Here is a 25,486-nt window from a genome sequence, read left to right as displayed (position 1 = left end):
TGAGGTGTTGGGTTGGACGGCTCCCAGCGGCATCGCAATGTGCCAAGGTGATTTCGTTGTAGGACTCACATGAAGGAGCCGCCCGTGGAACAGATTATTCGCATAGGGATGGATACGTCAAAGAACGTTTTTCAACTGCACGGTGTCAATTCGGCAGAACAGCCGGTCTTGCGCAAGAAGCTGACGCGCCGGGAGATGGTCCGGTTTTTCGAGAAGTTGCCACCGACTGTCGTCGCCATCGAGGCCTGCGGCAGCGCGCACCACTGGGCGCGTCTTCTCGGTTCGTATGGTCACGAAGTGAGGTTGATCGCACCGCAACTAGCAAAACCTTACGTCAAGCGCGGCAAGAATGATGCGGCCGATGCAGAAGCGCTATGCGAGGCGATGAGCCGCCCCACAATGCGGTTTGTGCCGGCTAAGAGCGTAGAGCAGCAGGCCGCCCTCATGCTCATAGCGATGCGTACCAGGCTCATTCAGAAACGCACGCAGCTCGCCAACACCATCCGTGGCTTTGCGGCAGAGTTCGGAGTTACCGCAGCAACGGGCATGTGCCGGATCGAGCCCCTGCTCGAACGCATCGCGGCGGACGAGGCGATCCCGGAACTGGCACGGGAATTATTTGCGCTTCATGGCAGGGAATATTCGCAGCTCCTGATGGAAATCGAGCGGGTCGAAGCCCAGGTCATGGAATGGCACCGCAATGACGAATGTAGCCAACGGCTCGCAAAAATTCCCGGCGTCGGCCCAATCGGCGCCTCATTGCTAATGATGAAAACCCCAGACCCGCAACAGTTTAAATCCGGGCGAGACTTTGCGGCCTGGATCGGTTTGACACCCCGCGATCATTCGACTGCCGGCAAAGTCAGGCTCGGGGTCATTACACGAGCCGGTGATGAGCTCTTGCGCAGTACACTCGTGGTAGGAGCCACCGCCGTTGTTCAGCACGTCCGCCGTACTGGAGGCAAGAATGCCTCTGTCTGGCTCTTGGGATTGCTCGAACGCAAGAAGCCCAAACTCGTTGCGGTGGCGCTCGCCAACAAGATCGCGAGAATCGCCTGGAAACTGATGGTGAGCGGTGAGCAATATCGAAGAGCAGAACTATCGCCGCCGGCAGTGGCAGCGTGAGAGATTGGCTAGGCACGATGAGCAGCCGTTTGCTATCGTACTGAGCTGATGCCAAATCTTGCAGGAATTGAGCAGATGGTGCGATCGATCGATCCAAGGCGTGTGGCATTCCATCGGCACCAATGGCCGTTCGAGGCCGCTGAGGTGTTTGGAACTCATGCTGCGGAAACCATCTTGGCCAGCGACCATGTGCGGTCGCACCCACAGGCCGGACATATGGACGCAAGCGATCCGATCAAATTCTCCGCACAGCCCTTGCAAGAGGGAGCCGTCCACATATGGTGCCGGAAATCTGGACAGGATGCTAAGCTGATCCCGACCTGATGGATTGGTACGGGAATGAAGACGACGAGAAAGCGCTACAGCGCGGATTTCAAGGCCAGGGTGGCGCTTGAAGCGATCCGGGGTGACCTGACGCTGGCGGAGCTGGCACCCAAGCATGGCGTGCATCACACAATGATCGCATCGTGGAAGCGTCAGGCCATCGAAGGGATGGCAGGCACCTTTTTCCGGGGCTGGTGATGCGGCCAGGGCCATCAGCGAGAGCGAGGTGGAAAAGCTGCACGCCAAGATTGGGCAACTGTGGTGGAGCGGGATTTTGTAGCGAAAGCCTTCGGTCGATGAGCGTGGACCGGAGGCGGGCGATGGTCGAACCTGCTCACCACCGCCTGTCGATCGCCGCGCAGTGCCGTCTGCTGCGGATCAGCCGTTCGTCCTATTACTACGCGCCGGTTCCGGAGACGGCTGAGACGCTGGCGCTGATGACGGTGATCGACGAGACCTTCATGGAATGCCCGTGGTATGGCAGCCGCCAGATGGCGCGGCACCTGCGCCGCACGGGTCACGAGGTCGGTCGCCGTCGGGCACGGCGGTTGATGGCGAAGATGGGCCTGACGCCGATCTACCAGCGGCCGCGCACGAGCGATCCGCATCCGCAGCACCGGGTCTATCCCTATCTGCTGCGCAAACTGGCGATCGAACGGCCCAACCATGTCTGGTGTGCCGATGTGACATACACCCCGAGGCGGCGTGGCTTCCTGTACCTGGTGGCGATCATGGACTGGACGACCCGCAAGGTTCTGGCCTGGCGGCTGTCGAACACGATGGATGCCGGCTTCTGCGTCGCGGCGCTTGAGGAGGCGCTGGCTCGCTTCGGCAAGCCGGAAATCTTCAACACGGATCAGGGTAGCCAGTTTACTTCGTTAGCCTTTGCCAGCGTGCTGCGCGAGGCCGAGGTCCGCATCAGCATGGACGGCCGGGGGCGGTGGACGGGCAACGTCTTCATCGAACGTCTCTGGCGATCCCTGAAGTACGAGTGCGTCTATCTCCATGCCTTCGAGGCCGGATCGGAGCTGCGGGCTGGCCTTGGCCGGTGGATCACCTATTATAACACCCAGCGTCCGCACTCGGCCCTGGCCGGAAGAACCCCGGTCGAGGCCTATCGGCGGATCGGGCAATCAGATCATGGGGGGCATGCCCCCCAAGATCTGATGATCAAACAGGCGGCATGAACGACTACCGGGATTAGCTTAACTCAACCGCCAACCTGTCCAGGAAGGCGGGACACCTCAATGGTCCCAGTGGCGTCGTTAGCTCAGGGCGATCGCGGGATGGCGCTTGCCCCAATGGCCAGCCTCGAACGCATCGAGCGCTGAGAGGCCGGCCTCGGCCGTCTCGGCGCGATAAACGCCCCTGAGCTCCTGCGCGATCGGCTTGCGGTCCTTCCACGACGCAAAGCTCATGGAGTTGCGCAGCAGGTGGACGATACAGGTTTGAACGATCGTTTCCGGGAACGCGGCGTTGATCGCTTCCGGGAAGCCCTTAAGGCCATCGACGACCGCGATCAGGATATCGGCGACGCCACGATTCTTGAGCACGTTCATGACGCGCAGCCAGAACTTCGCACCCTCGGTCTGCTCGATCCAGATCCCGAGGATTTCTTTGCTACCGTCGGGCAGGATACCGAGCGCGATGTGCACCGCCTTGTTGCGGACGAAGCCTTCATCGCGGATTTTGACGCGGATCGCGTCGAAGAAGATCAGCGGATAGCAGGTATCGAGCGGCCGCCCCTGCCATTCGGTGACCGCCTCCAGCACCGCATCGGTAATCGTCGAGATCAGGTCGGGCGACACGTCGATCCCGTACAGTTCCTCGAGATGCCCGCGGATCTCGCGCATCGTCATCCCGCGCGCGTACATCGAGACGATCTTGTCGTCGAAGTCGGGAAAACGCCGCTGGTATTTGGCGATCGGCTTGGGATCGAACGTCCCGGCTCGATCGCGCGGAACGTCCAGCGTCACCTTCGAGGTTCCCGTCAGCATAGTCTTTCTCGACGATCCTTTGCGTCGGTTTGCCCCCCTTCGGCGCCTTCGCTCTCCAGATGGTCGTCCAGCTCGGCCGATAGCATCCGCTCCGACAGCGCCTTCTTCAACTCGTCGAGCAGTCCGTCCTTGGCAAACAGCTCCTGCGGTTCACGACCAGCCAGCAGCTGGTCCAACTTGTCCTTGTCGATCGCCATGTCGATGGTCCTTCCTGTTCCATCTTATGGCCTCGCGCACAAAATTACTGACAGTCCCAGCTAAGGCCGCTTCGACCCGCGAGCGGAATAATCGCCTGCGCCGCAAGGGTGTCCAAACCGTCGGCAATGAATCGTGCATAGTGAAGTTCGATCATCGCGATACTCGTGTCATGGATCGCGGCAACCAAGCGTGTCGGAAGGTTTGCACGGATACCCCTGACGATGGACGAATGCCGAAGCGCATACGGGATAACATCGGGTAGGCCCGCCTTTGCGCGGATATCCCCCCACGGTCGAACGATCTCGCTCGGTGTCGTGGCGTCCAACCGGCACGGAAATAAGGCTCACCTTACCTCCTCGCCCTTTCCGGCTGGGTGGCATCATTAGACGACCGGCAACCGTCTGCACGTCCATGACTCTCAGGCGTGTGACCTGCGAAAAGCGAGCACCTCTCGCAGCCATGACCAGAATGAGGCGGTATAAGTCACTTTCCCAGCCTTGTTCTCGATCGACTTCGAGCGTTGCAGCCATCAAGCTGGCGACCTGGTCGTCGGAAAGGATCTGGTTCTCGCGCGCGACGGCAACATCGTCATCATCGTCATGTTCATGTCCGACCGCACGCAGTCCCCGTTTGATCGTGCTCAAGAGCCCCGCCGGTAAGCGTGAGAAGTAACGCTCCGCACAGCTGTTAAGGGCCGCTTTTAGATCGTTGACCAGTCGCTGGATCCCCGTCGGTTTGAAACCGGATTGCAAGTTCGATCGCCACGACCGGAGATCGTTTTTAGACAGCTTGTGAAGCGGAATCTCAGGCAAGTCGGCCGCATCCGCCCCCGCCCGCTTGCCGCGGGCCGGGCGCCCGATAACGAACTTCTCCAGCCGACGCGATGCATCCGATCGAATGTCTCGACCAGTCCGACGCTTCTCGCGCGCATCGCGTGCCTCAATGTAGGTCTCAACCGCAGAGCAAACGGTGAGAGGAGGCCCATCAGCCGCAGCCTTAGCCTCGGTCCGGGCTTCCTCGACATGCGCAAGAGCTGCTTTGACTGCCGATCGATAATCCAGCGTGCCGATATCGATCGCGTCATCGGCAGTTCCGATCGAGGACTGACGATATCCCTGACCGTTCCTCCAGCGAAAGAGCCAAACACCACCGCGCTTGCCTTTTCGGTAGCCCACATGAATGTCGGCATCGAGGCTGCGCCAATGGAGCCCAATGTCCAAGCGGCGGCGCGCTTCGCGGGTGGTCAATGGTGCATCGTTGATCGTTCGCGACATGGTTGATTCCGCAAAACCGTCAAATATACGTCAAATAAGCATGTGCGTGACCTAGAGGATAAATGCGGACACCACCAAATGCAGGTGAATGATAATTGAGGATGTTTTTGGAAACACGCGGACGGATAGAGAGTCAAAAAAGTCCGCTTTTTGTCACTCTCTCACGGCTGAAACACGGGTTCGATTCCCGTAGGGGTCACCAGTCTCCACCTCCACATTACGGTTATATGACAGTGGCGCGGCGCGTTTTGCCCGACTACACGCTGTCACCGTGACGAGTGCTTTCGTGATTCCCGCTGCCACACATTCGGCCCTGCTTCCCGCGCGAGGTACGTGGTGAAACGCTCCATGCCTTGGGCCGGTCTGACGCTGGCCACGGCGGGCTCCATCGCCCTGCTTCTGGTCACTTACGATTTCCTCGTCAGCTTCGCCCTGTGGATCGTGTGGTGCGGCTCGCTTCTTGTTCTGCGCCCCGCGCCCGAACGCGAACGCCCGCGCGATGACGGCATGGCGATCACACAGGACCGGATGCGCGAGCTGATCGAACCGCTAAGCTTGCCCTATCTCGTCATGGAGAACCGCCGCATCGTTCTCGCCAACGGCGCAGCGCGAGAAGTGCTCGGCCCCCATGTCGTCGGGCAGGACGCCCGCGTTGCGCTGCGCCACCCAGAAGCCGTGCGCCTGCTGGAAAGCGAAAAGGGTGGTGAGGCGATCGTCCGGGGGCTGACCGGCCCACGCAGCGTCTGGGCCGTGTCGCTGCGCCCTGTCGATGCCACCAAGACGATGATCGAACTGGTGAACCGTACGGCAGAGGCCGACATCAGCCGCGCGCACACCGATTTTGTTGCCAACGCCAGCCACGAATTGCGCACGCCGCTCGCCTCCATCATCGGCTATGTCGAAACGCTGATCGACGCGGACGAGGAAGAGCAGGTCCGCCCGATGAAGCTGGAAACGCGCAAGCGCTTCCTCGAAACCATCGCGCGCGAAGGCAAGCGTCTTCAGGCCCTCGTCGAGGACCTGATGAGCCTTTCGCGGATCGAAGCGGAAAAACACGAACTGCCCGCCACGGTCGTCGATTTCGGCACGAGTATCGATTCGCTGGTGTCCGGTATGCAATCGCTGCACGGCAAGGAACGGATCGTCTTCGAACGCGGCGAAGTGCCAATGCCTGTTCGCGGGGACGAACAGCAGCTGCACCAGCTCGCCCGCAACCTGATCGAAAACGCGCTGAAATACGGGGCGGATGACCAACCCGTCCGCGTCTCCGTGCAGCGGACCGGCGATATCTTCGAATTCCGCGTGAAGGACAGCGGCGAAGGCATCGCGCCCGAACACGTGCCCCACCTCACCCGACGCTTTTATCGTACCGATCCGGGCCGCAGCCGTGCAGTGGGCGGAACGGGTCTGGGCCTCGCCATCGTGAAGCATATTGTGGAGCGTCATCGCGGGCGGATGGAGATCGACAGCAAGGTCGGTGTCGGCACGACGGTCACCGTGCGCCTGCCGCGCCACCGCGCGGCAGAGACTTCGAACGCGGCCTGAGCGTCCGCGTAATTTTATTCCCCAAATATTACAGTGGTTGCCTGCGGGTTTCCCGATCTGTTCGCGCTATTCGGTCATGAACTGTAACAAAAGCGTCATGTCGCGGTCATAGTGGCGTCGCCGTTCGGACATCGAACTGTCAGAAAGGCAAGAATCGTCATGAGGATCCACCAGGTTTCGCTGATCGCCGTTGCCGCGGCGACCGCAGTCTCCTCCCCCGCCCACGCGCAGGATGCATCGGCTGTTCAGGCCGAGATCGAAGCCATGCGCGCGCAGATGCAGGCCATGGCAGCACGAATCGACGCGCTAGAAGGTCAGCTCGAAGTCGCCGAAGCCAAGGCCGATGCCGCTACCACCGCAGCCACTGCCGCAACCGAAACCTCGGGCACCGCGCTTGCCGCCGCCAACGAAGCGAGGAGCGACACCAAGGTTTCTTGGAAGGGCGCTCCGATGTTCGAGGGCAAGGGTGGCTGGACCTTCAAGCCCCGCGGCCGCATGAACTATGACGTCGGCTTCACCAATGCCCCCGAAATCGATGGCCGCGAAGACGGCTTTGGCAGCGAAGCCCGCCGCATCCGTCTGGGCGTCGAAGGCGATATTCCGGGTGGCTTCGGTTACAAGTTCGAAGCCGACTTCGCCGGAAACGAAGTCGAAGTCACTGATGCAATGCTGACCTACGAGGACGGCGGCCTGAAGATTGCGGCCGGTCAGCAGAACAACTTCCAGTCGCTAGAAGAACTGTCGAGCAGCCGCTTCACTTCCTTCATCGAGCGTGCCGCCTTTACCGATGCCTTTGGTTTCGAACGCCGCGTCGGCCTGTCGGCTGCGGTGACGTCGGGCGACATTCTGGTCCAAGGCGGCCTGTTCACCGACAATATGGAAGAACTGTCGAACAAGCAGTGGGGCGCGGACGGGCGCGTTGTCTTCATGCCGAAGATGGGAAATACGCAGGTGCATCTCGGCGGTTCGCTTCACTATACCGAGCTCGATGATAACAACCTGTCGGTCCGCTATCGCCAGCGTCCGCTGGTCCACTTTACCAGCAACCGGTACATCGACACCGGCTCGTTCGTCGCGACTTCGGAAACAGGCTATGGCCTGGAGGCAGCGGCAATCAATGGACCGTTCCACTTTGCAGCTGAAGCCTTCTGGCAAAAGGCAGACCGTCCCGGGCTTGCGAACCCCACCTTCTTCGGTGGTTCGGCCGAAGTCGGCTACTTCCTCACCGGCGGTGACACCCGCGGTTACAAGAATGGCGTATTCGATCGCGTGAAGCCGTCGAACCCCGTCGACAAGGGTGGCATGGGCGCGTTGCAGGTGAACTTCCGGTATGACCGCCTAGATCTGAACGATGCGACTGTCGCTGGCGGGACACAGGACGGCTACCAGGTTTCACTGATCTGGACGCCGACGAACTACACCCGCTTCATGCTGAACTATGGCCGGATGGAATACACCGATGCAGCCGTCGTCGCGGCCGGTGGCGACACGTCCTACGGCGTCGATGCCTTCGGCGCACGCGCCCAGATCGACTTCTGATCGGGCGGACTTGTTCACAGGTGGGTCGAATAATTCACACAAGTTATTGATTTAATTAGGTCTTCAAATTTTTGACCGGGCGACGCGTGGCTGTCATATCATTGTCACGACAGGTCCATAGAGCGCCCGGCAAGAATTCACGAAAGAGGAAAACATTCCATGCGCTTCACCAAGACAATCGTCATTGCCGCTGTTTCGAGCCTCGCGCTCGCGGCGTGCGGCGGTCAGCAGTCCTCCACGCGCGACCAGGTCAAGGCCGTCGGCTCGTCGACCGTCTATCCTTTCGCCAAGGCCGCTGCCGAGGAATTCGCACGCACCTATGCCGGCCAGTACAAGTCGCCGATCATCGAATCGACCGGCACGGGCGGCGGCATGAAGCTGTTCTGCGGCGGTGTCGGCACCGAACACCCCGACATGGTCAACGCATCGCGCCGCATGAAGGCCAGCGAGCTTGAAACCTGCAAGGCAAACGGCGTCAATGAAGTGATGGAAATCGAAGTCGGCAAAGACGGCATCGCCGTCGCCGAATCGAAGGAAGGCCCGACGTTCGGCCTCACCACGGCGCAGCTTTACGAAGCGATTGCGGCAGAGCCGTATGGCAAGGCGAATACGGCCAAGAACTGGTCGGACATCGATCCCTCGCTCCCGAACGAGCCGATCCTTGTCTACGGTCCGCCGGCAACTTCCGGCACGCGCGACGCGCTGGCCGAACTGATCATGACCGAAGGTTGCAAGACCGATTCGGCCACCGCCGCGCTCAAGGAAACCGACGAAGAACGCTTCGAAGCGATCTGCACCGGCGTCCGCACCGACGGCGCCTATGTCGAGCAGGGCGAAAACGACAACCTGATCGTTCAGAAGCTCGCTTCGAACCCCGAAGCGATCGGTATCTTCGGTTATTCCTTCCTCGAAGAGAACGCCGACAAGCTGCGCGGCCTGGCCATCAACGGCGTCGAACCGACTTACGACAACATCGCCTCGAACACCTATCCCGGTGCGCGTGCGCTTTATGTCTATGTCAAGAAGCAGCACCTCGACGCAATTCCCGGCCTTCGCGAGTACCTCTCGACTTGGGTGTCGAATTGGGGCAAGGGCGGCTTGTTCACCAGCAAGGGCATGATCGCGTCGACCGACGAGGTGCAGTCCGCCAACGCCGATGTCGTGACGAACATGACGCTCGTCGACGCCTCGAAACTGAAATAGTCCGGACCTAAAAAGTCAGGGAATATGTCGCCAGCCATTTTTGTACTCGTTGCCATCGGACTGGGATTGGTCGGATGGTTGGCCGCAAGGTCGCGCGCCTGGGCATTCGCCTCGAATGATGGCGCGCGCCTTCATTCCCTGCCGAACTATCACGGCTGGTACGTCGCCATGTGGGCGTTCGTGCCGGCCGTCATATTCGCGCTTATCTGGAATGCGGTGAGCCCGAACCTGGTTATGCAGGCGGTCTTGTCCGATCCTGCGGCCGCGAAGCTTCCCGCATTCGGCATCGGGCGCGATTCCGCCCTGGCCGAGGCCATGGCTGTCGCAAGCGGCCATGCGCAGGGCGTATTCAACCCGCTTGCCCGTGAACTTGTCGAACCCGCTCGCAACGCGATGCAGTTCTACAGCATCATAGGCCTCGTCGTGACGGTGATCATCGGTTTCGCAGCCGGCGTATTCGCCTTCACACGCCTTCGCCCCGACTTTACGGCCCGCACCCGCGTCGAACGCGGCGTCATGCTGGGCCTACTGGTCGCCTCGCTTGTCGCGATCCTGACGACGTTCGGCATTGTCGCCTCTCTTTTGTTTGAGACAATCCGCTTCTTCGGCATGGTCAATCCGATCGACTTCCTGTTCGGCACGCAATGGTCGCCGAACCCGATGGGCGATCCGGCCTTTACCAACAGCGAAGATTACGGCGCTCTGCCGCTGTTCTGGGGCACGATCTATATCGGCGCGATTATCGCCATGATCGTCGCGATCCCGCTCGGCCTGATGAGCGCGGTGTACCTCACCCAGTATGCGAACCCCACGTTCCGCAAGTGGATGAAGCCGATCCTTGAGATCCTCGCAGGTGTCCCGACCGTCGTTTACGGCTACTTCGCCGCGCTGACCGTGGCGCCGTTCATCCGCGACGTCGCACGCTCGGTCGGTATCGCCAGCGCGTCGAGCGAAAGCGCGATTGCAGCCGGCCTTGTCATGGGCGTGATGATCATCCCGTTCGTGTCCTCTATGGCCGACGATTCGATCGCCGCCGTCCCCTCCGCCATGCGCGACGGCAGCCTTGCGATGGGCGCGACCAAGTCGGAAACGATCCGCAAGGTTTTGATCCCCGCCGCCCTGCCCGGGATCGTTGCCGGCGTCATGCTGGCGATCAGCCGCGCGATTGGCGAAACGATGATCGTCGTCATGGCTGCAGGCGCCGCCGCGAACCTCACCGGCAATCCGTTCGAGAGCATGACCACGGTGACCTACCAGATCGTCGCCATGCTGACCGGCGAAGGCAGCTTCGACCATCCCGCAACGCTTTCCGCGTTCGCGCTAGGCATGGTGCTGTTCGTCGTCACTCTCGCCCTGAACTTCGTCGCCCTGCGCGTCGTGAAACGCTACCGCGAAGCCTACGAGTAAGATCATGAGCGAAGCGATATCCAACGGATCGGCAGCAGACGCCGACCTCGCCCGCAAGGCCCGTAACGAGCGTCTCGCATCGCGCATCCAGAAGCGTTACGCGGCCGAACGCCGGTTCAAGCTGCTGGCCCTGTCGTCCGTGCTGTTCTCGGCGCTCGTGCTGGCGTTCCTGCTGGTGACGATGACGGCGAACGGCCTTGCCGGCTTTACCCGCGCCGAGATGAAAGTGCCGGTCGACTTCGGCGGCGCGGGCCTGACCGTGTCGCAGGACCGCCTGTCCCAGCCCGGTGCGCTCGGCGCGCTGGAAAATGCTGGTCTTCCCGACGTTCTCCAGTTCGCGGCGAACGAGGCCTATGGCCCGCAGGCAGCCGCAGAACTGGGTGCCAGCGCATGGCGCGACCTTGCATCGCAGTTGATCTCCAATCCGTCGATGCTGGCCGAAGACACCGTCGTGTCGGTACCGGTCAGCGAAGACATGGCGGCGGCATTCCGCGGCGAAGGCAATCCCGAACTACAGTCGCTGGCCCGTGATCTCGAAGCACAAGGTGCGCTAGACCGCGCGTTCGACTGGGGCTTCCTCGCCCGCGCCGATGCGACCGACCCGCAGGAAGCCGGCATCTGGGGCGCGCTCAAGGGTTCGCTGCTGACGATGATCATCACGCTTGCCCTCGCCTTCCCGATCGGCGTGCTGGCTGCGGTTTACCTCGAAGAATATGCGCCCAAGAACAAGTGGACCGACATCATCGAAGTGTCGATCAACAACCTCGCAGCGGTGCCTTCGATCATCTTCGGTCTGCTCGGCCTCGCGGTGTTCCTCGCGATCTTCCCGAACTATCGCTCGGCGCCGCTGATCGGCGGCATGACGCTGGCGCTGATGACGATGCCGGTCATCGTGATCTCGGGCCGCAACGCGATCAAGTCGGTCCCGCCCTCGATCCGCGACGGCGCTCTGGCCATAGGCGCATCGCCGGTGCAGGTCGTATTCCACCACGTCCTGCCGCTTGCCCTGCCCGGCATCCTGACCGGCACGATCATCGGCATGGCCCGCGCGCTGGGCGAAACCGCCCCGCTGCTGATGATCGGGATGCGCGCCTTCGTCGCCACTCCGCCCGACGGCTTCACTTCGCCGTCGAGCGTGCTTCCCGTCCAGATCTTCCTCTGGTCGGACGAAATCGACCGCGGCTTCGTCGAAAGGACCAGCGCCGCGATTATCGTGCTATTGCTGTTCCTGCTGGTCATGAACGGCCTTGCCATCTATCTGCGCAATCGGTTCGAAAGGCGCTGGTAAAGGATGAAGATGAATAACCCTGAGCTAGAGGGACAGGTCGCTGGCTTCAGCGATGCCGGTCCTGCGAAGATCAGCGCCAACAAGGTGTCGGTGTTCTATGGTGAGAAGAAGGCGATCGACGAAGTGTCGATCGACATTCACACCAAGTACGTGACCGCGTTCATCGGCCCGTCGGGCTGCGGCAAATCGACGTTCCTTCGCACGCTGAACCGCATGAACGACACGATCCCCAGTGCGCGCGTCGATGGTGAAATCCTCCTTGATGGTGAGGATATCTATCGTTCGAGGATGGATGTCGTGCAGCTTCGCGCGCGTGTCGGCATGGTTTTTCAGAAGCCGAACCCTTTCCCGAAATCGATCTACGACAATATTGCCTACGGCCCCAAGATTCACGGCCTAGCCGAATCAAAAAGCGAACTTGACGGCATCGTCGAACAATCGCTGCAACGTGCCGGCCTCTGGGAAGAAGTGAAGGACCGCCTGTCGGATTCCGGGACCGCGCTTTCGGGCGGTCAGCAGCAACGCCTGTGCATCGCGCGCGCCATCGCGGTCGACCCCGAAGTGATCCTGATGGATGAGCCTTGTTCGGCGCTCGACCCCATCGCGACCGCGCGTATCGAGGAACTGATCGACGAGTTGCGCGGGCGTTATGCCATCGTGATCGTCACCCACTCGATGCAGCAGGCCGCCCGCGTTTCGCAGCGAACAGCGTTTTTCCACCTCGGAAACCTCGTGGAGTATGGTCGCACCAGTGACATATTCACGAATCCGCGCGAAGAACGGACCAAGGATTACATCACCGGCCGCTACGGCTGATCGGGCGCTACGAGAGAGATAGTCAGGCACCATGGAACATACCGTCAAGGCCTTCGAAGAAGACATCACGCGTCTGCGCGGCCTCATCGCGGAGATGGGCGGCCTGGCCGAACTTTCAGTACAGGAATCGCTGGAGGCAATCGTCAACGGTGACGAAGACCTTGCTGAAAAGGTCATTGCACGCGACAAGGAAATCGACGCGCTGGAAACAGAGGTTGACCGCCTTGCCGTGCGCATCATTGCCCTGCGCGCTCCGATGGCCGACGACCTTCGCGAAGTCATCGCCGCGTTGAAGATCGCAGGCGTGGTCGAGCGCATCGGCGACTATGCGAAAAACATTTCCAAGCGCGTCGGCAAGATCGAAGGGCGCCGCCACTTCGAACCCATCGCGCTTATCCCGGCGATGGGCGAAGTCGCGGCCGAGATGGTTCACGACGTGCTGACGGCCTATGCCGCACGCGATCCACAGCTCGCCCGTGAAGTCATCCAGCGCGACGCGACGGTCGATGCCTTTTACGATTCGATCTTCCGCAACCTCGTCACCTACATGGTCGAGAACCCGGCAACGATCGGTTCTGCAGCCCAACTTCTCTTTGTTGCCCGCAACGTGGAACGCGTCGGCGACCATGCCACCAACGTAGCCGAAATGGTCCACTTTGCCGCCACCGGCACGTATCCGCCGGACCGCGAGGAACTGAACCCCTAAGGGTCTGGAACGGCAGTCGCCTCCTTGTCATAAGGCGGTAACAAAAGGCGTGTGAGGGTGGCCGAGTTCTCAAAGACCGAAAGGCCCGATCTTGCCTTCTCCCCGCCTGCTCCTTGTTGAAGACGATCTCTCGCTGGCAGAGCTTCTCCAGTACCGGTTCGAAGCCGAAGGCTACGACGTGATTGCCACCGCCGACGGGGACGAGGCCATGCTCCTCGCCACCGAACAGGCGCCCGATCTCGTCATTCTCGACTGGATGGTCGAGGGCACCAGCGGCATCGAAATCTGCCGCCGCTTGCGACGCGACAAGGAAACGGCCCACGTCCCCATCGTGATGCTGACCGCACGCGGCAGCGAGGACGACCGTATTCGCGGCCTTGAAACGGGTGCCGACGACTATGTCACCAAGCCCTTCTCCCCCCGCGAACTGATTGCCCGCGTCAGCGCCGTCTTGCGCCGCGTGCGCCCTGCCCTTGCCGGCGAGATGCTGGAAGTAGGCGACATCAAGCTCGACGCGACCAGCCACCGCGTAACCAGGCGCGGCCAGTCGCTCCAGCTTGGCCCGACCGAGTTCCGCCTCCTCAAGTTCTTCATGGAGCACCCTGGCCGCGTTTTCAGCCGCGGCCAGCTTCTCGACGCCGTCTGGGGCACGGGCAGCGACATCGAACTACGCACCGTCGACGTCCATATCCGACGCCTTCGCAAGGGCATTACGCTTGAAGGCGGCAAGGATCCGGTTCGCACCGTCCGTTCAGCCGGTTACGCATTCGAAGCCGTTTAAAGACCCGGGTGGACTCGTCACCCGTGCGGGCCTAGCCTTCGACCCAGCAAGGGGATGGCCCTCCGGGGGAGTGGGTCGCCCATGCCTTTGCCTTTTTGGGGAACCCCGTGGCCGATCGGCCCCGGGATGGGAAAGGTAAGACACATGAATATTCTTCGTATCCTTGCGCCCGTCGTGCTTGCCACGACGGCGATTGCCGCTCCGCAAGTCGCGTCGGCACAAAGCGAATGGCCTGTCGATAACGGTGACTATGTCGAGATCACCGGCATCGTCGTCGATGACGGGCACGAGCTTGAATATACCAAGTGGCTCGCTACCGAATGGCGCAAGAGCGCGGATTTCGCAGTCTCGAAGGGTTGGCTGTCGAGCTACGAGATCATGTACAACGTAAACCCGCGCAAGGGTGAGCCGACGCTCTACCTCGTCCGCCGGTTCCCGAACTTCCCGACTTCTGCTGAGGAAGATGCGCGCGACAAGGCCTATCGCGAATGGGACGCGCGCACAGAATCCCAGATGCAGGCCGCGTCTGCCGGACGTGCGGAATTCCGCCACGTTTCGGGTTCGATGCTGCTGCGCGAGGTCACCTGGAAGTAATTGGTTGCGGGGCGGGCCTAAAAGGGTCCGCCCTGCCCCTATCGGCAAAATCCGCCAAAACCGCGCTGCGCCTGGTCCAGATGGAAGTGATCGGCATGGAGCGTGTTGTAATCGGGCGACAGCGTCGTTCCGAACACGTCACAGGCCCCGTCTCGGACCGCTTTCAGAAAAGCACCGTCAGGACCGTCCGAGGACCAGTCGTTCAGCACCGAAATCCGCCTGCCGTCGGCCAGCTCGAAAGCGGCGATGTCGATCGCATTGCCGGTCGCATGTTCACTCCACCGCCCGCTCTCGGACCCGTTGACGCGCCGACAGTTCGCAGTCCCCAGTTGCACGATCCGCACGACCTGGCTGCCCAGCAGTTCCCGCGCGGCAGGCTGGACACGGTGGTCGAGCCACCATGCGAGGCCTGCATGAACCGCGCAGGTCGCATCGGCGTGTGCCGGGGTGAAGGACAGGCCAGGAACTTCCCCCGCATCCGGGATAAGGCGATCGGGCCTGCGGCATTGCTCTTCGCCGACCGGTTCTAGACTTTCGAACGCAATGCCTGAACGCGAAAGCACCGCTCGGCACGCCTCACCACCGTCGCGCAGGGCCGCCAGCTTCTGCCCCGTCGCCCAGCCCTCTTTCTGCGTGATCGTAAGCGGAGCGCGCGGATCGTGCTCGGGATGTTTCGCCAGCCAGTCCACGCCGTAAAGCACCGCCCCGCCAATAAGGAAAAGGGCGATCAGCAGGTAGTCGAGGCGGAAAGGGCGGCGGGGCAGCTTTGCGAAACGGGGCATCGCTAATGAAAGTCGCGAGACTTGGGAAGTATCCGGGGAATGATCCGGACATCGCGTGGATGACGTCCCTGAAAGCCGCATTCGCGGTTGCCCGCAGGCGGCGGCTCCCACGGGTCGATCAGCGGTTTGCCGTCAGGGACCGCGCCATCGGGGGCCGAAACGTAGGGCTCGTCCGGCCCCTCGCGCAGGTTATCGCCCAAGTTGTTTCTGGGATTGAACTTGTCGGGCAGCGGGCTCGCCACATGGTCCGCGCGTGCCAGCGTCATCGGCAGCATATCCTCCGACAGCATGTCGAGCCGGTGCGTCGCATCTTCCATGTGGCTGACGATGACATGGATGACCTCGTCGTCGTATTCCACCCGCCCGCGCACTTCCATCAGGCGCGATCCCATAACGACACGACGGTATTTCTCCTTCAGATGCGGCCAGACGACGAGATTGATGACGCCGGTCTCGTCCTCCAGCGTGATGAAGCAGACGCCCTTCGCGCTCCCCGGACGCTGGCGGATCAGCACCACGCCCGAGACCAGCACGGTCGAGCGGAACTTGCGCGAACGCAGCTCGCTCGCTCGCACGAAACCGCGTTCTGCCAAGTGTGGGCGCAGGAAAGCCATCGGATGCGCCTTCAGCGACAGGCGGGTCGTCTGGTAATCGGCGACGACTTCCTCGGACAGCGGCATCGTCGGCAAGCGGGCGGGCACGGCCTCCGCACCCTCGTCCCGCGCCTTGGCAAAGTCGAATAGCGGCAATGGCGGCGCAGAAACGAGACTGCGCGCATCCCAGAGCGCCTGCCTGCGAGCAAGACCGATCGAGGTGAAAGCATCGGCGCTGGCAAGCCGCTCGACATGAGCGGCAGGGATACGGCTGCGCTCGCGCACGGCGGTGACGTCGGCAAAGGCCCCTTCCCGTTCGCGCGCGTCGATCAGCATGGCGGCGACATGTTCGGGCAGCCCGTCCACCATGCGCAGGCCAAGGCGCAGCGCCACGCCCCTTTCATTGGGCTCCAGTGTGCAGTCCCATTTGCTGGCGTTGACGTCGGGGGGCCGGATTTCGACCCCGTGCTCGGCCGCGTCGCGCACGATCTGCGCAGGCGCGTAGAAGCCCATCGGCTGCGAATTGAGCAGCGCACAGGCAAAGGCGGCGGGGTAATGGCATTTCAGCCAGCTCGACACGTAGACAAGATGCGCAAAGCTGGCCGCGTGGCTTTCGGGAAAACCGTATTCGCCAAACCCGCGGATCTGGTTGAAGCAGCGCTGGGCAAAGTCGCGGTCGTAGCCGCGGTTGACCATACGCTCGACCATCATGTCCTGAAGTTCGTCCACCATTCCGCGCGAACGGAACGTCGCCATGGCCTTCCTCAGCCGGTTCGCCTCTGCGGACGAGAATTTCGCCGCATCGAGCGCGATCTTCATCGCCTGCTCCTGAAAGATCGGCACGCCCAGGGTGCGACCGAGGATGCTGGACAATTCGTCCGGCGGGCCGTGCTCCGGTCCGGGCGCGGGAATCTGCACGCGCTCCTCGCCCCGCCGACGTTTGAGATAGGGGTGAACCATGTCGCCCTGGATCGGGCCGGGGCGCACGATGGCGACCTGGATGACGAGATCGTAGAATTCGCGCGGGCGCAGGCGGGGCAGCATGTTCATCTGCGCCCGGCTTTCCACCTGGAACACGCCCAGAGAGTCCCCCTTGCGGAGCATGGCGTACGTTTCCGGATCCTCACGCGGAACCGTCGCCAACGTCATGCGTGATCCGTGATGATCGGCAACGAGGTCGAGGCACTTGCGAACGCAGGTCAGCATGCCAAGCGCCAGAACGTCGACCTTCAAGATGCCCAGCGCCTCGATATCGTCCTTGTCCCATTCGATGAAACTGCGATCGGGCATGGCGCCGTTACCAATGGGAACGGTTTCGGTCAGCGCGCCTTCAGTAAGGATGAAACCGCCGACATGCTGCGATAGATGCCTAGGCATTCCAATAATTTGTTCGGTCAGTTTAAGAACTCGCCGCAAGTGGGGGTCGGACAGGTCCATGCCGGTTTCGGCGACATGCGCTGCCCCGATCTCGCGGCCCCATCCACCCCAGACGGTTCCGGCCAGCGCACTGGTCGCATCTTCCGACAGGCCCATCGCCTTGCCGACCTCGCGGATCGCCATGCGCGGGCGGTAATGGGTGACCGTGGCGCATAGTCCGGCGCGCTGGCGACCATACTTTTCGTAGATGTGCTGGATCACTTCCTCGCGCCGCTCATGCTCGAAATCGACGTCGATGTCGGGCGGCTCCTTGCGCTCTTCGGAAATGAAGCGGTCGAACAGCAGTGCGTGCTGCGCCGGATCGACAGCCGTGATCTCGAGACAATAGCAGACCGCCGAATTGGCCGCGCTGCCGCGCCCTTGGCACAGGATCGGTGGATCGACGCTGCGGGCGAAGTCGACGATGTCCTTGATGGTGAGGAAATATCGCGCAAGGTCGAGCTTTGCGATCAGCACCAGTTCGCGTTGCAGCGTTTCCTTAATCATGTCCGGCAAGCCATTGGGATAGCGTATTTTTGCACCCTGCCACGTCTGGATTTCCAGATGCTGTTGCGGGGTGCGCCCTTCCGGATAGATCTCCTCCGGATATTCGTAGCGCAGTTCGTCGAGGCTGAAATCACAGGCATCGGCCACCTCGCGCGCGGCGCGGATTGCGTGGGGCCAGCGGGCGAAGAGGCGGCACATCTCTTCCGGACTTTTAAGGTGCCGTTCCGCATTGGCCGCCAACAGGTGCCCTGCCCTGGCCACGGTGGTCTTGTGGCGGATCGCGGTCATTACATCCTGCAAGGGGCGGCGGTCGGGTGCGTGGTAGTGGACGTCGTTCGTCGCCAGCAGGGCAAGCCCGTTCTCGCGCGCCAGCGTGTCGAGCCGTTCGATCCGGGCGATATCGTCGCCAGTGTAGAGATAGCTGGCCGCAAGATGGCGCATCGCAGGCAGTTCGCGGGCAAGCTGCGGGACCAGTTCCGCAAAAATCATCCGCGTTTCGACCCGCGCAGCCTCGCCCCCGTCCATCGGCACGACATTGCCCGGCAGCCTGACGGTGACCGGCTTGTCCAGATCGCGCGGCGGCAGGCAGATCAATTGCACGTCTTCGCTGTGCACGGCGAGCATGGCGAGATCGATCTCGCACACGCCCTTTTCCTGCCATTCGCCCGACAGCGTCTGCATCCGGCCCGCAGAGATAAGGCGGCACAAGTGGCCGTAACCGGCGCGGTTCTTCGGATAGGCGAGGAAAGTCAGGCCTTCGACAGTCTCGATCCGGCAACCGATCACGGGCCGCAGTTTCAACGTCTGCGCCTCTGTATGGACACGCACGACGCCTGCCATCGAGTTCGCGTCGGCTATCCCGATCGCGTCGTAACCCAGCGCCCGCGCGGTCATCACAAGGTCGACCGCATCCGATGCGCCGCGCAGGAACGTGAAGCAGGACACCAGCCCCAGTTCCACGAACGGAGCGCGGGAGGGCGCGCCTATGCTGTCAGGGTCGACCTCGACCCGGCGCTTGTCGGGAGTAAGCGGAGCCTCGGGCATCGGCGCACCTTACGACGCCTGCAACTGCGTAAGGCGCGCGGCGACGGCGGCAAGGTCTTTCCGGAACAGACGCTCCTGCTCCTCCCGCCCCGCCCCGTCGAGCCGCAGGAGATAGGACGGGTGAGCCGTGACCCAAAGCTCGCTGCCATCTTCCAGCGGGATCGGCGCACCGCGCGCCTTGGTGATCGAAACCGTCCGCCCCAACATGCCGCGCGCCGCGCTTGCGCCCATGGCGAGCACGAGCCTTGGCTGAACGATCATCCGTTCGCTTTCTACCCACCACCGGCACATGTCGATTTCCTTGGCCGTGGGCGACTGGTGCAACCGGCGCTTGCCACGCTGCACGTACTTGAAGTGTTTGACGGTGTTGGTGACGTAAGCCGCGCTGCGGTCGATCCCCACCTGTGCCAAGTGCACGTCCAGCAGTTGCCCCGCGGGGCCGACAAAAGGCCTGCCAGCCAGATCTTCCTGATCGCCCGGTTGTTCGCCCACAATCATGAGCCCTGAAAACCTTTGGGCATCCTGCGGTCCCTCACCCATGACGGCGGCGTTGTTCAGTTCCCCGATGGGGCAACGCGCGCAGGCGTGGATCGCCTTGTCGATGGCCGCCAGAGTCTCGGGCCGCTCTCCCATGTCGATTGCGCCTTTCTCCACCATCGTCGCTTCACGCGCCTGTGCGCCGGCGATCAGTTCTGGGATCAGCTGCGCCTCGGGCATATTCTTCCAGTATTTGCGCGGCATCTCCTTCAGCATCGCGCCGACTTTCAGGCGGGCGGGATTGAATATCGAGGCATAGTAGCTGCGCCACAGGTCTTCCGCCGGATCGCCGCCGGGCGCATCGGCGCGGGTCGCGGGCGGGCCTTCGCGCAAAGTCTCGCCGTCCCAATGCAGGCTGCCGCGCGGGGTCAGGATCGACCAGCGCATGTTGGCGAACCGGCGCGTGAAGAAGCCCGCGTTGTGGCGCAGAATGTGATGAAACGGCTCGAACCAGGCGACGTAATGTTCGCTCTTGGATTCATTTGGCCCGCCCTCTTCCTCGACCACGCGAAAGCGGACGAAGGCGCGCATCTTGTGAATGTCGCGGCGCACGGCCCGGGCCATGTCGGCCATTGCGCGCACGTCGGGATCGGCCATGTCCTCGATCAGGCGCGGTTTCGTCTGCAATCGCCAGAGAACGCGGTAAAGCAGGGAAAACCGTGTTGGATCAGAGTTCAACAGCACAGTCTTCGCAATGTTCATGAACCGCTTCGATACGCGCGGCGGCGTGGCGTCGTGGTCCGGCACCGGCAGGCGGCGATCGCCGTGAGAGAACAAGTCCCCAGCGCTACCGCCCGGTTCGGTCCATGCGACACGATCGGGCGGAACGTCGGCCATCAGCAACCGGCGGGCATGGTCGCGCCACTCGTCGAAATCGTCCGAACTTGCCATCGGCACGACGTAATAGGTGCCTAGCCGAACGTGCTGGAGAGCAGTCATGCCGCGAAAAGCTCCAGCTGCTCCGCCTTCGGAGCGATCAGCGCCTTGAGGTCTGCCCGGTCGGTCAGCAGCACCGGTCGCCAGTCCACGGTCACGATGAACGGCTGCACCTTCTTTACCGAGACGGTCAGCTTGGCGACATCCTCCAGCCTCAGGCGCCGGTGCCGCCGCGCCATCAGGATCTGCCCCACCGCCCGCGTGCCCAGCCCCGGCACACGGAGCAGCACCTCTTTCGGAGCGCGGTTCACGTCGACGGGGAAGCTTTCGCGAAACTTCAGCGCCCAGGCGAGCTTGGGGTCGATGTCGAGCGGCAGCATCCCGTCCGCGCCCGCCGCCTGCGCCACCTCGTGCGGGGCAAAGCCGTAAAAGCGCATCAGCCAATCCGACTGATAGAGGCGGTGTTCGCGGATCAGCGGCGGTCGTTTCAGCGGCAGGACCGCACTGGCATCCGGGATCGGCGAAAACGCGCTGTAATAGACGCGCCGCAGCCGGTGGCGGGTGTAGAGCGAGCTGGCCCGCGTCACGATATCGGCATCGCTGGCGGCGTCCGCGCCGACGATCATCTGCGTCGACTGTCCGGCAGGCGCGAACTTCGGCGCGTGGCGGAACCGCTTTTTCGCGTCTTTCGCCTCGACGATGGCCGACTTCATCCCCGCCATCGCCCCGTCGATCTGGCCCGCGTTCTTGTCTGGTGCGAGGCGGGTCAGCCCCGCGTCGGTAGGTAGCTCTACGTTAATGGAGACACGATCGGCATAGAGCCCGGCCCGGTGCACGATCTCGGGGTCCGCCTCGGGGATGGTCTTCAAATGGATATAGCCACGAAAATCGTGTTCTTCCCGAAGGATACGGGCGGCTTCTACCAGCATTTCCATGGTGTGATCGGAACTGCGGATGATGCCCGAGGACAGGAACAGCCCCTCGATATAATTGCGTTTGTAGAACGCCAGCGTCAGGTCCGCCACTTCCTGCGGTGTGAACTTCGCCCGCTCCACGTTCGAACTCTTGCGGTTCACGCAATAGTGGCAGTCGAACACGCAATGGTTGGTGAGCAGCAGCTTCAGCAGGGAAATGCACCGGCCGTCGGGTGCATAGGCGTGGCAGATGCCCATCCCCTCGGTCGACCCGATGCCCTTCCCGCCGCGGCTGTCCCGCTTGCTTGTCCCCGAAGACGCGCAGGAAGCATCGTATTTTGCCGCATCGGCAAGGATCTTCAGCCTGTCGAGAGTGGATTTCTGCGTCATTTGTTCCTTTTATGTTCTTTATGATCGCAAGCCAATATCCTTTGTGAATCCCCCCGTCGGAATTGGTGCGCGACCTGCCGAAAAAGCGGGAAACCAAGGGCACTTGCCGGATTGATCGGACGAAGGCGCAAAGGCGCCCAAAGATCAGGGCGAACGGCCCGGAAGGGACTTATGACCATCATCCAGACCCGCGACGGTACGAACATCTACTTCAAGGAATGGGGGCCGGGCGACGGCCGCCCTGTCGTACTGATCCACGGCTGGCCGCTTTCGGCAGACAGCTGGGATCCGCAAATGATCGCGCTGGCGGATGCCGGGTATCGCACAATCGCCTACGACCGCCGCGGCTTCGGGCGCAGCGATCAGCCTTCGCAAGGCAACGAATACGATACCTACTCCGACGACCTCGCCGATGTCCTGAAGGCGACCGGCGCGGACGAGGACGTGGCGCTTGTCGGCTTCTCGATGGGTGGCGGCGAGATCGCGCGCTATATGTCGCGCCACGGCGGCAAGGGCGTGTCGAGCGCCGTCTTCGTCAGTTCTGTTGCTGGCTACATGCTCAAGACTCCGGACAATCCGGATGGTGTGCCGCAGGAAACCTTCGACGAGATGACGAAGGGCATGAAGAGTGATTTCCGAAAGTTCTTCACTGGTTTCTTCAAGGATTTCTACGGCCGCACAATCAAGAGCGCCTCGCCGGTCAGCGACGAACAACTGGACTGGGCATGGCAGACGACGATGCACGCAGGCCTGCGCAACATCCTTCAGGCCGCAGAGGCATTCGCCACCACCGACTTCCGCCCCGATCTCGACCATGTGAAGGTGCCGACGCTTGTCATCCACGGCACGGCGGACAAGACCGTTCCGATCGAGGCGACCGGTCATGTCGTTGCCGACAAGGTGCCGGGTGCGACACTGATCGAATACGAAGGTGAGCCCCATGCGGTCTTCGCGACGCAGCAGGACAGGTTGACGCGCGATTTGCTGGACTTCCTTGCAGGCGAAGGAGCAGGCCGGACGAAGAGCGAAAACCTTGAAGCGCCGTCATAATTCTAACAAATCGGGCTTCGGCCCGTTCTTTTCTGCACGGAAGCCTAGGAATTCCGCCATTTTTTCTTGGTTGTTAACCATTTCTGGGCCATAGTCGGCATCAAGAGGCGGACGAGATTCGCCAAGCGAACAGCCGCTCATGAAACGGCAGACCTGATCGCATAACGACAAGAGTTTGGCATACACGGACGGCCTCCGTGTGGGGGTGATGGGCTTCATGCACATCACCCCTTTTCTTTGCGCTTCACCCGAACAATCCGTGCAGGAACCACTGCGGCAACCCGCCGCGCCCGTCTCCGGCAAGCCCTGCGCGATAGACCCAGTAACGGCGCCCTTCCCCGTCTTCGATGCGGTAGTAGTCGCGAAGGCGTGTGCCGCCTTTTTCGCGCCACCATTCGGGCGCGATCCGTTCGGGGCCTTCTGCACGCGCAACCTCGTGCAATGTCCCGCGCCAGCGGAATCGGCGGGGCAGCCCGTCCGGCGTTGCGTAAAGCACCTCGATCGTCTCGGCCCGGTCCAGCAGCTTCAGCGGGCGCTGGTGAAAGCGCATCTCCTCCTGCGCGGCGGGCAGCGGGTCTAACGGGGCCTGCCAGCGCTGGGCGCGTTCGGGCAGGTGGCTGGCGTGGGGCACGGGCCTGCGTACCGCATCGGGGCCAAGCCGCGTGTTCAGCCGGTCGATGCAGGCGGCAAGACTGGTGCCCTGTTCGCCCTCTCCCTCGCCCAGACGGCGCTGAGCCAATTCCAGCGGTTCGGCCCACGTCGCGGTGAGGCGCACCATCTCGAACCCGAAACCAGCCTCCAGATCCTGAAGCTTTTCAGTGAAGAGACGACAGATATGCGCCGGATCGCGGCTTGCGGCGGCAAGTTCGAGGCGCCGGCAGGCAACTTCGCCATCGACGCGCCAGCACGCGAGGTCGAGGCGGCGCGCGCCCTGCCCCCGCCCTTCGAGTTCGCGCACCATAGCGGCGGCCAGATCGCCGAGCACGATTTCCAGCAGCGGCAAGTGGCGGATCGGTTCCATCAGCCGGTGCTGCACCATGGCCGGATGCTCTGCGATTACGGGTAGCAACGGTTCGGGCACGCGGCCCAGCAGCTGGTCGTGCCGCAGCAGAGGGTTGGCCGCAGGCGTGCGCCGGTTGCGGAAACGGCGGGACAGCGCATCGCGCCCGATACCCGAAAGGTCGCCAAGTCGCTTCAGACCCAACCTGCGCAGGACGAGCAGGACATCGGCATCGAGGCGCAGTGCCGCCATAGGCAGCGAGGCCAGCCGTTCGGCAATATCGTCGTCGGGCGTCAGGATCGCGCCGGGCGGGCCGTGATGCGCCAGTGCCCAGGCCGCCCCAGCGGTCGGCGCAATGGCGACACGCGCGGTGAGGCCGCGACTGTTCAGCATCGCCTGCGCATCGGTCAGCAGGCGGCGTTCCCCGCCGAACAGGTGTGCGGCCCCCGTCACGTCGACGATCAGCCCGTCGGGCGGGTCCATCGCGCTCCACGGGCCCCAGCGCTGCGCCCAGACCGCCATCTTTTCCAGGAACGCCAGATCGCCCGCCGGATCGGCAGGATGCGTCACGATTTCGGGACAGACCGCCCGCGCGTCCGCCAGCATCGTTTCGGCGCGCACGCCCGCAGCCGCGCCTGCGCGGTTGACGGCGGCGATGCGGGGGCCGTGCGCGGTTTCGCGGATCAGTGCGACGGGGGCTGCGTCCTCGCCCTCTCCATCCGTCAGCAGGCGACCGTCAGGTGCCGGACGCGCGCGCCGCCAGCGATCGATCGCCAGCCGGGCCAGCCAGATCGCCAGCACCCGGCGTGGCGGCGACGCGGGCGGCTTCAAGGCGACTTCGCCCATCTGCCTCTTCCTCCCTGCTGATCCACCATGGCCCCGGACGGACCCCGCGGGCACGGAACAGGTCCGCCTTCCAGCGCGGGGCGCCGGGGGCCTGCGGGTTCCACCGCGATAGGCCCGACGGCGCGGCCACCGCGTCCCATCGCATCCGCGCCGCGCCCAGATCGCGCCGTGCATCGAGCCTTACGAGCCAGAGCGGAACGCCATGTCTTTCAGCGGCCAGCACGAGCCGGCGCGAGGCGGTGAAGTCCAATTCCCTGGGGTTGCCCGCGATCTCTCCGATCACGAAGGCAAGGTCGCGACAGCGGATGCCTTCTTCCAGCGCGAAAAGCAGGTCGGCGGGGCTGTCGGCGCAGACATGGACCAGCCGGTGGCGCAAGTCGCGCGGCAGACCGGGCAGATAAGGCCTGCCACCTGCCTTTCGGGCTGCCTTGTCCTGCACCCACAGGAAAGGGCGTTCGTCGCTGCTTTCGGCAGGAACGTCGCGCGCAGGGCCGATCCGCGGCGCGCCTTCGGCCAGCGCGATCGCAAGCGCCGCACCCGTGGCTTCGCGCGCAGGAGCGAAGATGTCGCCCGCCCCGCGGAAGGGCGAAGCCGGGCTCCAGTCATCCGCCCCTGCTTTTGCGGGCACGCTTCCCCCATCCCCCAGCCAGCGGGCGGGAGCGAGGCGGGCGGCCGGAAACAGCCCCTCCGGCAAGCCCTGAGGCATGGGGGAAGGTCCGTTCCCGCCGCGTGAC

19 protein-coding genes and 2 pseudogenes are annotated in these 25,486 nt (G+C 62.8%); 12 read left to right on the top strand and 9 right to left on the bottom strand.

Annotated features, from left to right (window positions below; translation table 11 throughout):
• Positions 1-84: 84 nt before the first annotated feature.
• Together A9D15_RS05550 and A9D15_RS05535 are read left to right on the top strand one after the other, a co-directional pair.
• On the top strand, positions 85-1,125 hold the full coding sequence (locus A9D15_RS05550) for an IS110 family RNA-guided transposase (protein WP_066760674.1): 1,041 nt from the start codon (positions 85-87) through the stop codon (positions 1,123-1,125).
• 339 nt (positions 1,126-1,464) lie between these two features.
• Positions 1,465-2,636 (top strand): annotated as a pseudogene (locus tag A9D15_RS05535) (IS3 family transposase).
• A 78-nt stretch (positions 2,637-2,714) separates the two neighbouring features.
• On the opposite strand, the pseudogene A9D15_RS05530 reads toward A9D15_RS05535, so the two are convergent.
• Both A9D15_RS05530 and A9D15_RS05520 read right to left on the bottom strand, forming a co-directional pair.
• Positions 2,715-3,643, bottom strand: a pseudogene (locus A9D15_RS05530) (IS256 family transposase).
• 168 nt (positions 3,644-3,811) lie between these two features.
• Positions 3,812-4,918 carry an integrase gene (locus A9D15_RS05520; RefSeq protein WP_216634377.1) on the bottom strand — a complete coding sequence of 369 codons (1,107 nt, stop codon included), beginning with the start codon at positions 4,916-4,918 and terminating at the stop codon, positions 3,812-3,814.
• A gap of 348 nt (positions 4,919-5,266) precedes the next feature.
• Between A9D15_RS05520 and A9D15_RS05515 the strand changes: the two genes are divergently transcribed.
• The 9 genes from A9D15_RS05515 (at position 5,267) to A9D15_RS05475 (ending at position 14,797) form a co-directional block, all read left to right on the top strand.
• Complete coding sequence (locus tag A9D15_RS05515) at positions 5,267-6,463, top strand: sensor histidine kinase (protein WP_066762800.1); 1,197 nt, start codon at positions 5,267-5,269, stop codon at positions 6,461-6,463.
• A 159-nt stretch (positions 6,464-6,622) separates the two neighbouring features.
• Positions 6,623-8,002 (top strand): OprO/OprP family phosphate-selective porin, encoded by a 1,380-nt coding sequence (locus A9D15_RS05510; protein ID WP_066762798.1) that lies wholly within the window; start codon positions 6,623-6,625, stop codon positions 8,000-8,002.
• Between the two features lie 159 nt (positions 8,003-8,161).
• Positions 8,162-9,205 carry a substrate-binding domain-containing protein gene (locus tag A9D15_RS05505; RefSeq protein ID WP_066762795.1) on the top strand — a complete coding sequence of 348 codons (1,044 nt, stop codon included), beginning with the start codon at positions 8,162-8,164 and terminating at the stop codon, positions 9,203-9,205.
• A gap of 24 nt (positions 9,206-9,229) precedes the next feature.
• A complete protein-coding gene (gene pstC / locus A9D15_RS05500; RefSeq protein ID WP_066762791.1) occupies positions 9,230-10,612 on the top strand; it encodes a phosphate ABC transporter permease subunit PstC in 1,383 nt (460 codons plus the stop codon).
• Between the two features lie 4 nt (positions 10,613-10,616).
• On the top strand, positions 10,617-11,900 hold the full coding sequence (gene pstA, locus A9D15_RS05495; protein WP_066762787.1) for a phosphate ABC transporter permease PstA: 1,284 nt from the start codon (positions 10,617-10,619) through the stop codon (positions 11,898-11,900).
• Between the two features lie 9 nt (positions 11,901-11,909).
• Positions 11,910-12,716, top strand: a complete 807-nt coding sequence (gene pstB / locus A9D15_RS05490; RefSeq protein WP_066762820.1) for a phosphate ABC transporter ATP-binding protein PstB — start codon at positions 11,910-11,912, stop codon at positions 12,714-12,716.
• Between the two features lie 31 nt (positions 12,717-12,747).
• Complete coding sequence (gene phoU / locus A9D15_RS05485; protein ID WP_066762780.1) at positions 12,748-13,422, top strand: phosphate signaling complex protein PhoU; 675 nt, start codon at positions 12,748-12,750, stop codon at positions 13,420-13,422.
• Positions 13,423-13,513: 91 nt separating this feature from the next.
• A complete protein-coding gene (phoB, locus tag A9D15_RS05480) occupies positions 13,514-14,203 on the top strand; it encodes a phosphate regulon transcriptional regulator PhoB (protein WP_066762778.1) in 690 nt (229 codons plus the stop codon).
• Positions 14,204-14,347: 144 nt separating this feature from the next.
• A complete protein-coding gene (locus A9D15_RS05475; RefSeq protein ID WP_066762818.1) occupies positions 14,348-14,797 on the top strand; it encodes a hypothetical protein in 450 nt (149 codons plus the stop codon).
• Between the two features lie 38 nt (positions 14,798-14,835).
• On the opposite strand, the gene A9D15_RS05470 is transcribed toward A9D15_RS05475, so the two are convergent.
• The 4 genes from A9D15_RS05470 to A9D15_RS05455 are packed head-to-tail and all read right to left on the bottom strand — an operon-like array spanning position 14,836 to position 21,856.
• Positions 14,836-15,579: an extensin-like domain-containing protein gene (locus tag A9D15_RS05470; protein WP_066762774.1), complete on the bottom strand. Its 744-nt coding sequence runs from the start codon at positions 15,577-15,579 to the stop codon at positions 14,836-14,838.
• Positions 15,580-15,581: 2 nt separating this feature from the next.
• Positions 15,582-19,139 carry an error-prone DNA polymerase gene (locus tag A9D15_RS05465; RefSeq protein WP_066762769.1) on the bottom strand — a complete coding sequence of 1,186 codons (3,558 nt, stop codon included), beginning with the start codon at positions 19,137-19,139 and terminating at the stop codon, positions 15,582-15,584.
• 9 nt (positions 19,140-19,148) lie between these two features.
• On the bottom strand, positions 19,149-20,615 hold the full coding sequence (locus tag A9D15_RS05460) for a UdgX family uracil-DNA binding protein (RefSeq protein ID WP_066762765.1): 1,467 nt from the start codon (positions 20,613-20,615) through the stop codon (positions 19,149-19,151).
• Positions 20,612-21,856 carry a putative DNA modification/repair radical SAM protein gene (locus A9D15_RS05455; protein WP_066762763.1) on the bottom strand — a complete coding sequence of 415 codons (1,245 nt, stop codon included), beginning with the start codon at positions 21,854-21,856 and terminating at the stop codon, positions 20,612-20,614. Before A9D15_RS05455 ends, A9D15_RS05460 begins: the two co-directional genes overlap by 4 nt.
• A gap of 171 nt (positions 21,857-22,027) precedes the next feature.
• Here A9D15_RS05455 and A9D15_RS05450 point away from each other — a divergent pair, with 171 nt between their 5' ends.
• A complete protein-coding gene (locus A9D15_RS05450) occupies positions 22,028-22,906 on the top strand; it encodes an alpha/beta fold hydrolase (protein WP_066762761.1) in 879 nt (292 codons plus the stop codon).
• On the opposite strand, the gene A9D15_RS16445 is transcribed toward A9D15_RS05450, so the two are convergent.
• The 3 genes from A9D15_RS16445 to A9D15_RS16840 are packed head-to-tail and all read right to left on the bottom strand — an operon-like array spanning position 22,901 to position 25,458.
• The gene (locus A9D15_RS16445; RefSeq protein ID WP_156521662.1) at positions 22,901-23,125 is read right to left on the bottom strand and encodes a hypothetical protein; all 225 of its coding nucleotides are present in this window, start codon (positions 23,123-23,125) and stop codon (positions 22,901-22,903) included. The genes A9D15_RS05450 and A9D15_RS16445 overlap by 6 nt on opposite strands.
• Positions 23,126-23,150: 25 nt before the next feature.
• Complete coding sequence (locus A9D15_RS05445; RefSeq protein WP_066762759.1) at positions 23,151-24,752, bottom strand: DUF6504 family protein; 1,602 nt, start codon at positions 24,750-24,752, stop codon at positions 23,151-23,153.
• Complete coding sequence (locus A9D15_RS16840; protein WP_188656329.1) at positions 24,643-25,458, bottom strand: hypothetical protein; 816 nt, start codon at positions 25,456-25,458, stop codon at positions 24,643-24,645. Before A9D15_RS16840 ends, A9D15_RS05445 begins: the two co-directional genes overlap by 110 nt.
• Positions 25,459-25,486 lie beyond the last annotated feature (28 nt).

The sequence above is a fragment of the Croceicoccus pelagius genome, from assembly GCF_001661915.1.
In the GTDB taxonomy this organism is placed as follows: Bacteria; Pseudomonadota; Alphaproteobacteria; order Sphingomonadales; family Sphingomonadaceae; genus Croceicoccus; species Croceicoccus pelagius.
The sequence above is the reverse complement of the archived record's forward strand: the minus strand, read 5'-3'. Positions and strand labels throughout refer to the sequence as shown.

Bases quoted from the DNA above. Each gene is read 5' to 3' on its own strand.
- A9D15_RS05520 (WP_216634377.1), bottom strand. From the start codon at position 4,918: ATGTCGCGAACGATCAACGATGCACCATTGACCACCCGCGAAGCGCGC.
- pstA (WP_066762787.1), top strand. From the start codon at position 10,617: ATGAGCGAAGCGATATCCAACGGATCGGCAGCAGACGCCGACCTCGCC.
- A9D15_RS05445 (WP_066762759.1), bottom strand. From the start codon at position 24,752: ATGGGCGAAGTCGCCTTGAAGCCGCCCGCGTCGCCGCCACGCCGGGTG.
- pstC (WP_066762791.1), top strand. From the start codon at position 9,230: ATGTCGCCAGCCATTTTTGTACTCGTTGCCATCGGACTGGGATTGGTC.
- phoU (WP_066762780.1), top strand. From the start codon at position 12,748: ATGGAACATACCGTCAAGGCCTTCGAAGAAGACATCACGCGTCTGCGC.
- A9D15_RS05515 (WP_066762800.1), top strand. From the start codon at position 5,267: ATGCCTTGGGCCGGTCTGACGCTGGCCACGGCGGGCTCCATCGCCCTG.
- A9D15_RS05470 (WP_066762774.1), bottom strand. From the start codon at position 15,579: ATGCCCCGTTTCGCAAAGCTGCCCCGCCGCCCTTTCCGCCTCGACTAC.
- A9D15_RS05465 (WP_066762769.1), bottom strand. From the start codon at position 19,139: ATGCCCGAGGCTCCGCTTACTCCCGACAAGCGCCGGGTCGAGGTCGAC.
- A9D15_RS05475 (WP_066762818.1), top strand. From the start codon at position 14,348: ATGAATATTCTTCGTATCCTTGCGCCCGTCGTGCTTGCCACGACGGCG.
- A9D15_RS05510 (WP_066762798.1), top strand. From the start codon at position 6,623: ATGAGGATCCACCAGGTTTCGCTGATCGCCGTTGCCGCGGCGACCGCA.
- A9D15_RS16840 (WP_188656329.1), bottom strand. From the start codon at position 25,458: ATGCCTCAGGGCTTGCCGGAGGGGCTGTTTCCGGCCGCCCGCCTCGCT.
- pstB (WP_066762820.1), top strand. From the start codon at position 11,910: ATGAATAACCCTGAGCTAGAGGGACAGGTCGCTGGCTTCAGCGATGCC.
- A9D15_RS05460 (WP_066762765.1), bottom strand. From the start codon at position 20,615: ATGACTGCTCTCCAGCACGTTCGGCTAGGCACCTATTACGTCGTGCCG.
- A9D15_RS05450 (WP_066762761.1), top strand. From the start codon at position 22,028: ATGACCATCATCCAGACCCGCGACGGTACGAACATCTACTTCAAGGAA.
- A9D15_RS05455 (WP_066762763.1), bottom strand. From the start codon at position 21,856: ATGACGCAGAAATCCACTCTCGACAGGCTGAAGATCCTTGCCGATGCG.
- A9D15_RS05505 (WP_066762795.1), top strand. From the start codon at position 8,162: ATGCGCTTCACCAAGACAATCGTCATTGCCGCTGTTTCGAGCCTCGCG.
- A9D15_RS16445 (WP_156521662.1), bottom strand. From the start codon at position 23,125: ATGAAGCCCATCACCCCCACACGGAGGCCGTCCGTGTATGCCAAACTC.